Source organism: Frigoribacterium sp. CFBP 13712, assembly GCF_014842255.1.
Classification (GTDB): Bacteria; Actinomycetota; Actinomycetes; order Actinomycetales; family Microbacteriaceae; genus Frigoribacterium.
The window spans coordinates 76,370-88,829 of the sequence record NZ_JACYVH010000006.1 but is presented as its reverse complement, the minus strand read 5'-3'; the positions used below and the strand labels follow the sequence as shown (position 1 = coordinate 88,829).

Here is a 12,460-nt window from a genome sequence, read left to right as displayed (position 1 = left end):
CACCGGCGGTCGTCCCGGAGTTTGTGATTCCGGTCCACACCGAGTGCACAAGTCACACGGTTGTAGTTCCCTGTCGCCGCGGGGTTTTTAACAGGTTATCCACACTGTGCACAACGGTTAAGACTGTTAATCCTCATTACAAGAAATCATTGGAGAGACAACCTTGTGGACGGATCGAGGGCCCTCGAGGCCACGGGTCCGGGGCGCCGATTGCTGTGCCAGTATTAACCGGCCATCCACGAGCAGGTAGTCGATAGGGGTCCCCCGCGTGAAGTTCCAGGTCAACCGTGACGTCTTCAGCGATGCCGTCTCCTTCGCGGTGAAGCTCCTTCCGCAGCGCACCACGCTGCCGATCCTGAGCGGGGTGCTGATCGAGGCGGACGCCGACGGCCTCACCCTGTCGTCGTTCGACTACGAGGTCTCGGCTCAGACGCAGATCCCCGCCGAGGTCGACGAACCCGGCACGATCCTCGTCTCCGGGCGTCTGCTGGCGGACATCGCGAGTCGCCTGCCGAACGCTCCCGTCACGTTCTCCACAGAGGAGAACCGCATCGCGGTCAGCTGCGGGTCCGCCAACTTCTCGTTGCTGAGCATGCCCGTCGAGGAGTACCCGACGCTGCCGACGGTGGGCGAGCAATCGGGTGTCGTACCCGGCGACCGCTTCGCACTGGCCGTCTCGCAGGTCGCCGTCGCCGCGTCACGCGACGACGTCACCCCGGTCATCACGGGTGTCCAGCTCGAGGTCACCGAGAACGCACTCTCGCTCGTGGCCACCGACCGGTACCGCGTGGCCGTCCGAGGCATCGACTTCGACCCGGGCACCGCCGCCAGCGCCGAGACGACCACCGCGCTGGTCCCGGCCCGCACCCTGCAGGAGGTCGGCAAGACCTTCGGCAACGCGACCACCGTCTCCGTGTCGATCACCGGCAGCGACGACCGCGAGCTCATCGCGTTCCAGGCCGGCAACAAGACCGTCACCTCGCTGCTGATCAAGGGCAACTTCCCCCCGGTCAAGCGGCTCTTCCCCGAGACCGTCGAGAACTACGCCGTGATCAACACGGCCGAGCTCGTCGAGTCCATCCGCCGCGTCTCGCTCGTCCTCGAGCGCGAGGCGGCCCTCAGGTTCACGTTCACCATCGACGGCCTCACCCTCGAGGCCATCGGTAGCGAGCAGGCGCAGGCGTCAGAGTCGATCGATGCGTTGTTGACGGGAGAGGACACCGTGGTCTCGTTGAAGCCGCAGTTCCTTCTCGACGGTCTCGGAGCAGTCCACTCCGAGTTCGTCCGCATCTCCTTCACGAAGACGGAGAACCCGAACAAGCCCGGTCCGGTGCTGATCACCAGTCAGTCCTCCAAAGACCAGGCAGGCGCTGACAGCTACAAGTACCTGCTGCAGCCCAACCTCCTCCTGCGCTAGACGCGCCCCCCAGAGCAGGCGCCCACCCGCGCCTCCCACGAACAAAGGAAACCTATGCACATCGGCCTCGTCGGTCTCGGCAAAATGGGCAACAACATGCGTGCCCGCCTCCGCGACAAGGGCATCGAGGTGACCGGTTACGACGCCAACCCCGCCGTCTCCGACGTCGCCACGCTCTCCGATCTCGCCGCCGGGCTCCCCAGCCCCCGCATCGTCTGGGTGATGGTCCCCGCGGGCGACATCACCGCCGCCGTCATCGAAGACCTCTCCAAGGAGCTCTCCGAGGGCGACCTGGTCATCGACGGCGGCAACAGCAAGTTCACCAGCGACTTCGCCAACGAGAAGCTGCTCGGCGCCAAGGGCATCAAGTACATCGACGCCGGCGTCTCGGGCGGTGTCTGGGGCAAAGACAACGGGTACGGCCTCATGGTCGGCGGTTCCACCGAGAACGTCGCCATCGCACAGCCGATCTTCGACGCGCTCCGTCCCGAGGGCCCCCGCGAGGAGGGCTTCGTGCACGCCGGCGACACCGGCGCCGGTCACTACGCGAAGATGGTCCACAACGGCATCGAGTACGCGATCATGCAGGCCTACGGCGAGGGCTACGAGCTCCTCGAGGCCCGCTCCGACCTGATCAAGAACGTGCCCGGCACCTTCAAGGCCTGGCAGCGCGGCACCGTCGTGCGCTCCTGGCTGCTCGAGCTGATGGTCCTCGCCCTCGAGGCCGACCCGAAGCTCGCCGAGATCTCGGGCTACGTCGAGGACAGCGGCGAGGGTCGCTGGACTCTCGAAGAGGCGATCAACCACGCCGTGCCGATGCCGACGATCAGCGCGTCGATCTTCGCGCGCTTCGTCTCGCGTCAGGGCGAGGGCTCGCCGACCATGAAGGCCGTCGCCGCGTTGCGCAACCAGTTCGGTGGCCACGCGGTCAAGAAGGCCTAGCGCCTCTCCGGCCCGCGTGCGAGTACTGCATCTCAGTCTCACCGACTTCCGCAACTACACCACTGCAGAAGTCGGCCTCGCGCGCGGGCCGAACCTCTTCGTCGGCAGCAACGGCCAGGGCAAGACGAACCTGGTCGAGTCGCTCGGCTACCTCTCGAGTCTCGGCTCGCACCGCGTCTCGAGCGATGCCGCCCTCATCAGACAGGGCGCCGACTCCGCGATCGTCCGGGCCCGACTCGAGGCCGACGGTCGCGAGCTGCTCGCCGAGGTGCAGATCAACCGGTCGTCGGCGAACCGGGCGCAGATCAACCGCGGCGCGATCAAGCCCCGCGAGCTGCCGCGCTACTTCACCAGCGTGCTGTTCGCCCCCGAAGACCTCGCACTCGTGCGAGGCGAGCCGTCGGGTCGCCGCCGGTTCCTCGACGAGCTGCTCGTCGCCCGATCACCTCGCTTCGCCGGCGTCCAGACCGACTACGAGCGGGTGCTGAAGCAGCGGAACACCCTGCTCAAGTCGGCCAGGGCCAGCGGCGTCAAGGCCGGTCAGCTCGGCACCCTCGACATCTGGGACGAACGTCTCGTCGCCCTCGGCAGCGAGCTCATCATCGCGCGCGATCGACTGGCCGCCGATCTCGCCCCCGAGGTCGCCCGCGCCTACGCCGCCGTGGCCGGTGAAGACCACCGGGCCCGGCTCGCCACCGTGCTGAGCATCCGCGGGTCCGTCCCCGACGACGAGACCGCGGCGGCCGCCGAAGTCCCCGACGAGGCGATCCCGGCCGAGTCCGTCGCCGACGTGTTCCGCGAGGCGCTCGCCCGCGTGCGTCCCTCCGAGCTCGATCGCGGTCTCACCCTGGTCGGGCCGCACCGCGACGACCTCTTCCTCTCGTTGAACGGCCTCCCGGCACGGGGTTACGCCAGCCACGGCGAATCGTGGTCGTTCGCTCTGGCATTGAAGCTCGCGTCGGCGGCGGTCGTCCGCTCCGAGTCGGCCACCGGCGACCCCGTCATCGTGCTCGACGACGTGTTCGCCGAGCTCGACGGATCCCGCCGCGAGCGTCTCGCCGACGAGGTCGCCGGCTACGAGCAGGTGCTCATCACCGCCGCGGTCGAGGGCGACGTGCCGCAGCGACTGAAGGCGCACACCGTGCGCATCGCGGCCGGCACCATCGTCGACGAGGCGACCCCGTGACCGACGCGCCCGATCCGTCCGAGACCGGCGCCGCGCCTCCTCCGGTCCCCGGCCCGCAGCTGCCGCCGGTCGAGCCGCCGCCCGCCGACGAGGCGCAGCGGGTGTATCTCCGGTTCCGTCGGGTCTTCGGCGACCCCACCAGCCGGTCGCGCGACGGTCGCCGACGCAAGGCGATCAAGCTCGGATCGCCGAGTCAGCCCTTCGGCACGGGTCGCGAGCCACGGGGCATCGCCGACGTGCTCGCCAGCGTCACGACCGAGATGGGCTGGAACTCCCCGCTCGCGCAGTCCGAGCTGATGGAGGCGTGGCCGGCGCTGGTGGGCGACGAGCTCTCGGGGCACTCGCATCCGGTGTCGATCGACGACGGCACGCTCACCGTGCAGTGCGATTCGACGGCCTGGGCGACGCAGCTCCGTCTGATGCGCGGACAGGTCACCACGACCATCGTCCAGAGGTACCCCGAGGCGGGCATTCAGTCGGTGCGATTCTTGGCACCCAACGCCCCGACCTGGAAACGCGGTCCCAGATCGGTTCCAGGGCGTGGTCCTCGCGATACCTACGGGTGACGAGGGTGAATCGTCCAAGGCGGTGGAGAAAATCCCTCTGAGGGCGGATTTCGCCCCGTCGCGGACGGGCCTGCGGTAGACTCGGAAGGTCGTCCGCCGGCCTCTTCAGGGGTTCGGAGAACGGGCGTTCCACCCTCGTCCCATCCGGCAGGAGCCTCCCCGCACATGTCACCTGACACCACCGACGCCCAACCCGACCACTCTTACGGCGCCGGCGACATCCAGGTGCTCGAAGGGCTCGAGGCCGTCCGCAAGCGACCGGGCATGTACATCGGCTCGACAGGGCCCCGGGGTCTGCACCACCTCGTGTACGAGATCGTCGACAACTCGGTCGACGAGGCCCTCGCGGGGCACTGCGACCACATCGAGATCACGATGCGCGAAGACGGCGGCGTCCGCGTCGTCGACAACGGCCGCGGCATCCCGGTCGACATCCACCCGGTGGAGGGGCGGTCGACGGTCGAGGTCGTCCTCACCGTGCTGCACGCCGGCGGCAAGTTCGGCGGTGGCGGCTACGCGGTCTCGGGTGGTCTGCACGGCGTCGGCAGCTCCGTCGTCAACGCGCTCTCGAGCGAGCTCGACGTCGAGGTCCGCCGCCAGGGCAACGTGTACCGGCAGAGCTTCACCGACGGTGTGCCCGTCGCGCCGCTCGCCAAGGGCGAGGCGGACGAGACCACCGGCACCACGATCACCTTCTGGCCCAACGCCGAGATCTTCGAGAGCATCGAGTTCGACTACGAGACGCTCCGCACCCGATTCCAGCAGATGGCCTTCCTGAACAAGGGCCTCCGCATCGAGCTCAGCGACGAGCGCGTGCAAGAGGACGACGCCGAGCCGAGGCACGACGTCTTCCACTACGAGAAGGGCCTCGTCGACTACGTCGAGTACCTCAACACGGTGAAGAAGGTCGAGACCGTCCACGACGACATCATCGCCTTCGAGCAGGAGGACACCGAGAAGAAGATCTCGCTCGAGGTCGCCATGCAGTGGAACACCTCGTACCAGGAGAGCGTCCACACCTACGCGAACACGATCAACACGCACGAGGGCGGCACCCACGAAGAGGGATTCCGTGCGGCGCTCACCACGCTGGTCAACCGCTACGCGAAAGACCCGAAGAACAAGCTGCTGAAGGAGAAGGACGACAACCTCACGGGCGACGACGTCCGCGAGGGCCTGACCGCCGTCATCTCGATCAAGCTGGGCGAACCGCAGTTCGAGGGTCAGACGAAGACGAAGCTCGGCAACACCGAGGCGAAGTCGTTCGTGCAGAAGGTCGCGTTCGACCAGATCACCGACTGGTTCGACCGCAACCCGCGTCAGGCCGCCGAGATCGTCCGCAAGGGGATCCTCGCATCGCAGGCCCGCATGGCCGCCCGCAAGGCGCGCGAGCAGACCCGCCGCAAGGGTGTGCTCGAGTCGAACGGCATGCCCGGCAAGCTGAAGGACTGCCAGAGCAAAGACCCCTCGCTCAGCGAGATCTTCATCGTCGAGGGCGACTCGGCCGGAGGTTCGGCCGTGCAGGGGCGCAACCCCGAGACCCAGGCGATCCTGCCCCTCCGCGGCAAGATCCTCAACGTCGAGAAGGCCCGTCTCGACCGCGCGCTCGGCAACAACGAGGTCCAGGCGATGATCAAGGCCTTCGGCGCCGACATCGGCGAGGACTTCGACCCCGACAAGGCCAGGTACCACAAGATCGTGCTGATGGCCGACGCCGACGTCGACGGCCAGCACATCACGACGCTGCTGCTGACCCTGCTGTTCCGCTACATGCGTCCGCTGATCGACCTCGGCTACGTCTACCTCGCACAGCCGCCGCTCTACAAGCTCAAGTGGAGCAACGCGCCGCACGAGTACGTCTACAGCGACGCCGAGCGCGACGCCGTGCTGGTGTCGGGTCGCGCCGCCGGCAAGCGGATCCCCAAGGAGAACGCGATCCAGCGCTACAAGGGCCTCGGCGAGATGGATTACAAGGAGCTGTGGGAGACCACGATGGACCCGGAGACCCGCACCCTGCTGCAGGTGACCCTCGAGGACGCCGCGGCCGCCGACACGATCTTCGACACCCTGATGGGCGAGAACGTCGAGTCGCGACGCAACTTCATCCAGCAGAACGCGAAAGACGTGCGCTTCCTCGACATCTGACACGCGCCTCCGGTGATCCGGAGGACATCCGCGCCCCGCGGAGCAGATCGGGGCCGACGACGACAAACGGAGAATCATGGCCGACGAGCCGACAGACACCCCCGAGGGCACCGACCCCGAGGTCACGCCCACCTTCGCGGCGGCGCTGAAGCGCGACAGCATCGAGCAGGTCGACCTCCAGCTCGAGATGCAGCGCTCGTACCTCGACTACGCGATGAGCGTCATCGTCGGGCGCGCGCTGCCCGAGGTCCGCGACGGCCTGAAGCCCGTGCACCGCCGGGTCATCTACGCGATGTACGACGGCGGGTACCGCCCCGACCGCGCGTTCTCGAAGTGCTCGCGCGTCGTCGGCGACGTCATGGGTCAGTTCCACCCGCACGGCGACACGGCGATCTACGACGCGCTGGTGCGTCTGGTGCAGCCGTGGAGCCTGCGCTACCCGCTCGCGCTCGGCCAGGGCAACTTCGGCTCGCCCGGCAACGACGGGGCCGCGGCACCGCGGTACACCGAGACCAAGATGGCGCCGCTCGCACTCGAGATGGTCCGCGACATCGACGAAGACACCGTCGACTTCCAAGACAACTACGACGGCCGCACCCAAGAGCCGGCCATCCTGCCCAGCCGGTTCCCGAACCTGCTCGTCAACGGCTCGGTCGGCATCGCGGTCGGCATGGCCACGAACATCCCGCCGCACAACCTGCGCGAGGTCGCGTCGGGTGCGCAGTGGTACCTCGAGAACCCCGAGGCGTCGCGCGAAGAGCTGCTCGAGGCGCTCATGCAGCGCATCAAGGGGCCCGACTTCCCGACGGGTGCGCAGATCCTCGGCGTCAAGGGCATCCAGGACGCCTACCGCACGGGTCGCGGCTCCATCACGATGCGCGCCGTCGTCAACGTCGAAGAGATCCAGGGTCGCACCTGCCTCGTCGTCACCGAGCTGCCGTATCAGGTCAACCCCGACAACCTGGCGATCAAGATCGCCGAGCTCGTCAAAGACGGTCGCGTCGGCGGCATCGCCGACATCCGCGACGAGACCTCGGGTCGCACCGGTCAGCGACTCGTCATCGTGCTCAAGCGCGACGCGGTCGCGAAGGTCGTGCTGAACAACCTCTACAAGCACACGTCGCTGCAAGAGAACTTCGGCGCGAACATGCTCGCGATCGTCGACGGAATCCCGCGCACGCTCGCGCTCGACGGCTTCATCTCGGCCTGGGTCGATCACCAGATCGACGTCATCCAGCGGCGCACCCGCTTCCGTCTGAAGAAGGCCGAAGCCGACGTGCACATCCTGCGCGGCTACCTCAAGGCGCTCGACGCCCTCGACGAGGTCATCGCGTTGATCCGCCGGTCGCCCACCGTCGAGGAGGCGCGGGTCGGCCTGATGGACCTCCTCACGGTCGACGAGATCCAGGCCTCGGCCATCCTCAACCTCCAGCTGCGCCGTCTGGCCGCCCTCGAGCGGCAGAAGATCCAGGAGGACGCCGACAAGCTCGAGCGCGAGATCGCCGACTACAAGGACATCCTCGCGAAGCCCGAGCGCCAGCGCACGATCGTCAGCGACGAGCTGGCCGAGATCACCGAGAAGTTCGGCGACGACCGGCGCACCGAGATCATGTTCGGCTTCGACGGCGACATGAGCGTCGAGGACCTCATCCCCGAAGAGGAGATGGTCGTCACCATCACCCGCGGCGGTTACGTGAAGCGCACCCGCAGCGACAACTACCGCAGCCAGCACCGCGGCGGCAAGGGCGTGCGGGGTGCGCAGCTGCGCGCCGACGACGTCGTCGACCACTTCTTCGTCACCACCACGCACCACTGGCTGCTGTTCCTCACGAACAAGGGTCGCGTGTACCGCGCCAAGACCTACGAGCTCCAGGAGGCCGGTCGCGACGCGAAGGGCCAGCACGTCGCGAACCTGCTCGCGATGCTGCCCGACGAGCAGATCTCGCAGGTGCTCGACATCCGCGACTACGAGGTGGCCCAGTACCTGGTGCTAGCCACCCGCGACGGTCTGATCAAGAAGACCGCGCTCACCGAGTACGACACGAACCGCACCGGCGGCATCATCGCGATCAACCTGCGCGACGACGACGAGCTCGTCTCCGCCCTGCTGGTCGACGAGCACGACGATCTGCTGCTCGTCTCGCGCCACGGGATGTCGCTCCGCTTCACGGCGACGAACGACTCGCTGCGTCCGATGGGTCGGTCGACGTCGGGTGTGAAGGGCATGACCTTCCGCGAGGGCGACACGCTGCTGTCGGCGTCGGTCTCGGACGACGAGGGCTACGTGTTCGTCGTGACCGAGGGCGGCTACGCCAAGCGCACCGCCGCCGACCAGTACCGGGTGCAGAACCGAGGCGGTCTCGGCATCAAGGTCGCCAAGCTCGCGGAGGCGCGGGGCGACCTCGCCGGCGCACTCATCGTCGGCGAGGACGACGAGGTGCTCGTGGTGCTGTCGAGCGGCAAGGTGGTACGGTCTGCCGTGGCCGAAGTGCCTGCCAAGGGCCGCGACACCATGGGTGTCGTGTTCGCACGGTTCGCCGCAGATGATCGGATCATCGCCGTGGCGCGCAACACCGAGCGCAACCTCGTGGCACAGTCCGACGAGGCTGTCATCGATGCCGTCGGTGACAACGAGGCCGTACCGGCCGTCAGTCCCGGAGACGTGATCGACGCCGTCGACACCGACGCCACGACGACCGATGTGCCGAACGACGGCACCACCGGAGAGGAACCGATCAATGAGTAGTGTCGCCGAGCGACTCCAGCGCAAAGCCAAGCGACCTGCGGGCACCAAGCAGGTCAGGCTGAAGCTGGTCTACATCGACTTCTGGTCGGTCGTGAAGCTCTCGTTCCTGATCGCGGTCGCCCTGGGCATCATCACCGTCGTCGCGACGTTCCTGATCTGGTTGATCCTCAACCAGACAGGCATCTTCAACGACCTGGACCAGCTGCTGCGCGACATCCTCGGCGATCAGGACTTCTCGATCCAAGAGTCGTTCAGCATCGGCCAGGTCATGCTCTTCGCGATCGTCGTCGCCATCCTGAACGTCGTGATCGGCACCGTGATCGGCGCCATCGTCGCGGTGCTCTACAACCTCAGTGTGCGTGTGACCGGCGGTCTCCTCGTCGGTTNTTGTAGGCTTTACGACGGTTCGGGGGCTATAGCTCAGGCGGTTAGAGCGCTTCGCTGATAACGAAGAGGTCACAGGTTCAAGTCCTGTTAGCCCCACTCCCGTGAGATCCACCAGCGGGTGAAACCCCAGCTCCACGGGGCCTTAGCTCAGTTGGTAGAGCGCCTGCTTTGCAAGCAGGATGTCAGGAGTTCGATTCTCCTAGGCTCCACGAGAAGTACTTTTTCCCCGCTCCCCGATGTCGTCGGGCAGCGGGGATTTCTTGTCTGTGCTCGCGTGGCTCGTGGCTCGTGGCGCTGGGCTCGAAGGCTCGGTGCTCGGGGCCGTGCAGTCCGGTTCGGCGGGTTCGCGTCATCCGTGGCGGGTCAGCGCTGACCCGCCAAGGATGACGGGAACCCGCCGAATGAGTTGTGGGGTCTGCGTCTGCCGGCCCCGGACGGCGAGAGGGCCCGCATCCGATGGATGCGGGCCCTCTCGGTGGTTCGGGGAAGACTACGCCTTCGTGTCGGCGTCGTCGTCCGCGACCCAGAGCTCGTCGTCGGCACGGAGCGTCTGCACGGCGGCGAAGACGAGAGCGCCGAGCGCGATGACGCCCACGCCGATCAGCAGCACGCCGCCGACGCCGGGGCCCGACTTCTTGGGGGCGGGTGCGTACTTCTTCGCGACCTTCGCGCCCTGCTTCTTGGCGTTCTTGACGGCCTTCTGCACCTTGGGGTCGTTCGTGATGTCGAGACCGTTCAGGTACGACTGCACGCTCGGGTACACGTCGTGCTTCAGGCGGTCCTGAGCCTTGGTCGCGTACTTGCTGCCGGCGGCGAGACCGGTCGACACGGCCGGGCGGACGTTGTTGTCCACCGCGGAGCGGACCCGGGGCACGACCTCTTTGTTGGCGGCCTTCACTCCGGCGTCGCGGACGTCGACGAGGACCTTGCCAGCGTGGCCGAGCACCTCGCGCTGCTCCGTCCACAAGTCGGACGCGTGCTTCTTGAACTTCTTCAGTTCCTTCTTCTGCTTGCGTGACAGGGCCACAGTGTTCCTCCAACGAGTAGGCAACGGGGCCAGAGGGATACTGGCTCCTCCATCCTGGCACGACGCAACCTGACAGGGAACACCACGAATTCTGTACCCACCCTGAGGTCGACGGGCCCCTGTGAAAGAATGAGGCCCATGTCAAAGCACACTTCTGTTGCCACCGTGACGACCTCGCTCGGCACGATCAAGGTCAACCTGTTCGGCAACCACGCCCCCAAGACCGTCGCCAACTTCACCGGCCTCGCCACCGGCACCATCGAGTGGAAGCACCCGGGCACCGGCAAGGTCAGCACCGACAAGCTCTACGACGGTGTCGTCTTCCACCGCATCATCAAAGACTTCATGCTCCAGGGCGGCGACCCGCTCGGCCAGGGCATCGGCGGCCCCGGCTACCAGTTCGACGACGAGATCAACCCCGAGCTCGACTTCAGCCAGCCGTACGTCCTCGCCATGGCCAACGCCGGCACCCAGGGCGGCAAGGGCACCAACGGTTCGCAGTTCTTCATCACGACCGTCGCGACCCCCTGGCTGCAGGGCAAGCACACCATCTTCGGCGAGGTGGCCGACGACGAGTCCAAGAAGGTCGTCGACGCCATCGAGGCGGTCAAGACCGACGCTCGCGACAAGCCCCTCGAGGACGTCGTCATCCAGAGCGTCACCATCGACGAGGTCTAAGTGACGCGACCCTCTCCGTCGGATGCGGGCAACTTCTGCTACCGACACCCCGATCGGCAGAGCTTCGTGCTCTGCCAGCGCTGCGGACGGACCATCTGCGGGCAGTGCCAGACACCGGCGGCCGTCGGTGTGCACTGCCCGGAGTGCGTCCGTGAGGCGCGCAGCAACGCCCCGCGGGTCCAGCCCGCCGTCGTGACCCGCATGCGGAGCGCGTCGGCGAGCGGTGCGCCCGTGGCGACGTATTCGCTGATCGGCGTCAGCGTGCTCGTGTACGTGCTGCAGTTCGTCTTCGGTTCCGCTCTGACGAACCAGCTGTCGTTCTCGGCGCCGTTCGAGATCACTCAGCCGTGGCGACTCGTCACGTCGCTGTTCGCGCACGCCGGTCTGCTGCACCTGCTGTTCAACATGTACGCGTTGTTCATCTTCGGCGGGCAGCTCGAGCGGACGCTGGGCCGAGGTCGCTACCTGGCGCTGTACTTCATCAGCGGGGTAGGAGGCGCGGCAGCGGTCTCGCTGATCGCTCCGTTGTCGAGCGTGATCGGCGCCTCCGGGGCCATCTTCGGCCTCATGGCGGCGTTCTTCGTGATCGCCCGCAGTCTGGGCGGCTCGAACGGGGTGCAGCTGCTGGTGCTGGTCGGCATCAACCTGGTGATCGGCATCGTCCTGCCGAACGTCTCGTGGCAGGCGCACGTCGGCGGCCTCGTGGCCGGTGCCGCGGTCGCGTTCGTGTTCTCGAAGACCCGGCACCGGTCGAAGCGCGCGGTCCAGACCGCCGCGATCGCCGGGATCGGCGTCGTCGTGCTCGCGATCGTGTTCTGGCGCTCGTACGAACTCGCACAGGCCTACGGCATCATCTGACCCGGCGAGGGTTCGAACACGCAGACGACAGAAGAGGCGGCTCCGTTCAGGAGCCCCCTCTTCTGTCGTTCGTGGCCGGGCCGGGACTTTTCACACCGTTGTCCACAGAAAGTTATCCACAGGTTTATTAACACTGGGGATAGTTACATCCGTGTAAGTCCGAAGGTGTGTTCTAGCGCCAGCGGGTCGTCATCAGGAACCCGATGAACATGATGCCGAAGCCGACGAGGATGTTCCATGAGCCGATCGACGGCACGGGCAGCGTGCTCTGGCTGACGTAGAAGACGACGATCCAGGCGAGCCCGATCAGCATGAAGCCGAACATGACGGGCTTGAACCACACCGGGTTCGGGGCGTCTGCTGCCGTGCGCGTCTCGCGCGGATCGATGGGCTTCGAGGTGCGGTTCGTGTCTTTGGCCATGGCCGACATCATACCGTGGGGCCTTCAGGAGGCGCGGGGGAGGTCGATCCGTCCACAGCCGTCTCCGAGACGGCCGGCCCCCCGAGG

10 protein-coding genes, 2 tRNA genes and 1 pseudogene are annotated in these 12,460 nt (G+C 66.9%); 11 read left to right on the top strand and 2 right to left on the bottom strand.

What is annotated here, in order from left to right; genetic code table 11:
• The first annotated feature begins 268 nt into the window (after window positions 1-268).
• The 9 genes and pseudogenes from dnaN to IFT51_RS11415 all read left to right on the top strand — a co-directional run bounded on the left by dnaN (window position 269) and on the right by IFT51_RS11415 (window position 9,598).
• Entirely contained in the window at window positions 269-1,417 is a 1,149-nt protein-coding gene (gene dnaN, locus IFT51_RS11455) for a DNA polymerase III subunit beta (RefSeq protein WP_192061209.1), read from the top strand.
• A 54-nt stretch (window positions 1,418-1,471) separates the two neighbouring features.
• Window positions 1,472-2,359, top strand: coding sequence for a phosphogluconate dehydrogenase (NAD(+)-dependent, decarboxylating) (gene gnd, locus IFT51_RS11450; protein WP_192061208.1), 888 nt, complete (start codon window positions 1,472-1,474; stop codon window positions 2,357-2,359).
• A gap of 16 nt (window positions 2,360-2,375) precedes the next feature.
• Entirely contained in the window at window positions 2,376-3,545 is a 1,170-nt protein-coding gene (gene recF, locus IFT51_RS11445) for a DNA replication/repair protein RecF (protein ID WP_192061207.1), read from the top strand.
• On the top strand, window positions 3,542-4,111 hold the full coding sequence (locus IFT51_RS11440) for a DUF721 domain-containing protein (RefSeq protein WP_243213707.1): 570 nt from the start codon (window positions 3,542-3,544) through the stop codon (window positions 4,109-4,111). The genes recF and IFT51_RS11440 overlap by 4 nt, the downstream gene beginning before the upstream one ends.
• 165 nt (window positions 4,112-4,276) lie before the next feature.
• On the top strand, window positions 4,277-6,256 hold the full coding sequence (gene gyrB / locus IFT51_RS11435) for a DNA topoisomerase (ATP-hydrolyzing) subunit B (protein WP_192061206.1): 1,980 nt from the start codon (window positions 4,277-4,279) through the stop codon (window positions 6,254-6,256).
• 76 nt (window positions 6,257-6,332) lie between these two features.
• On the top strand, window positions 6,333-9,002 hold the full coding sequence (gyrA, locus tag IFT51_RS11430) for a DNA gyrase subunit A (protein ID WP_192061205.1): 2,670 nt from the start codon (window positions 6,333-6,335) through the stop codon (window positions 9,000-9,002).
• Window positions 8,995-9,388: pseudogene (locus tag IFT51_RS11425) on the top strand (DUF3566 domain-containing protein); the annotation flags it as partial. The gene gyrA and the pseudogene IFT51_RS11425, both read left to right, overlap by 8 nt.
• 23 nt (window positions 9,389-9,411) lie before the next feature.
• Window positions 9,412-9,485, top strand: a tRNA-Ile gene (locus IFT51_RS11420).
• Between the two features lie 40 nt (window positions 9,486-9,525).
• A tRNA-Ala gene (locus IFT51_RS11415) sits at window positions 9,526-9,598 on the top strand.
• 281 nt (window positions 9,599-9,879) lie between these two features.
• On the opposite strand, the gene IFT51_RS11410 is transcribed toward IFT51_RS11415, so the two are convergent.
• A complete protein-coding gene (locus IFT51_RS11410) occupies window positions 9,880-10,416 on the bottom strand; it encodes a hypothetical protein (RefSeq protein ID WP_192061204.1) in 537 nt (178 codons plus the stop codon).
• A 138-nt stretch (window positions 10,417-10,554) separates the two neighbouring features.
• On the opposite strand from IFT51_RS11410, the gene IFT51_RS11405 reads away from it, so the two are divergent.
• Both IFT51_RS11405 and IFT51_RS11400 read left to right on the top strand, forming a co-directional pair.
• Entirely contained in the window at window positions 10,555-11,094 is a 540-nt protein-coding gene (locus tag IFT51_RS11405) for a peptidylprolyl isomerase (RefSeq protein ID WP_192061203.1), read from the top strand.
• Complete coding sequence (locus tag IFT51_RS11400) at window positions 11,095-11,952, top strand: rhomboid family intramembrane serine protease (RefSeq protein ID WP_192061202.1); 858 nt, start codon at window positions 11,095-11,097, stop codon at window positions 11,950-11,952.
• A 172-nt stretch (window positions 11,953-12,124) separates the two neighbouring features.
• On the opposite strand, the gene IFT51_RS11395 is transcribed toward IFT51_RS11400, so the two are convergent.
• Complete coding sequence (locus IFT51_RS11395) at window positions 12,125-12,373, bottom strand: cell division protein CrgA (RefSeq protein WP_192061201.1); 249 nt, start codon at window positions 12,371-12,373, stop codon at window positions 12,125-12,127.
• Window positions 12,374-12,460 lie beyond the last annotated feature (87 nt).

Excerpts from the sequence above, each read along its gene's own strand:
- gnd (WP_192061208.1), top strand. The coding sequence starts at position 1,472 with ATGCACATCGGCCTCGTCGGTCTCGGCAAAATGGGCAACAACATGCGT.
- gyrB (WP_192061206.1), top strand. The coding sequence starts at position 4,277 with ATGTCACCTGACACCACCGACGCCCAACCCGACCACTCTTACGGCGCC.
- gyrA (WP_192061205.1), top strand. The coding sequence starts at position 6,333 with ATGGCCGACGAGCCGACAGACACCCCCGAGGGCACCGACCCCGAGGTC.
- IFT51_RS11405 (WP_192061203.1), top strand. The coding sequence starts at position 10,555 with ATGTCAAAGCACACTTCTGTTGCCACCGTGACGACCTCGCTCGGCACG.
- IFT51_RS11395 (WP_192061201.1), bottom strand. The coding sequence starts at position 12,373 with ATGGCCAAAGACACGAACCGCACCTCGAAGCCCATCGATCCGCGCGAG.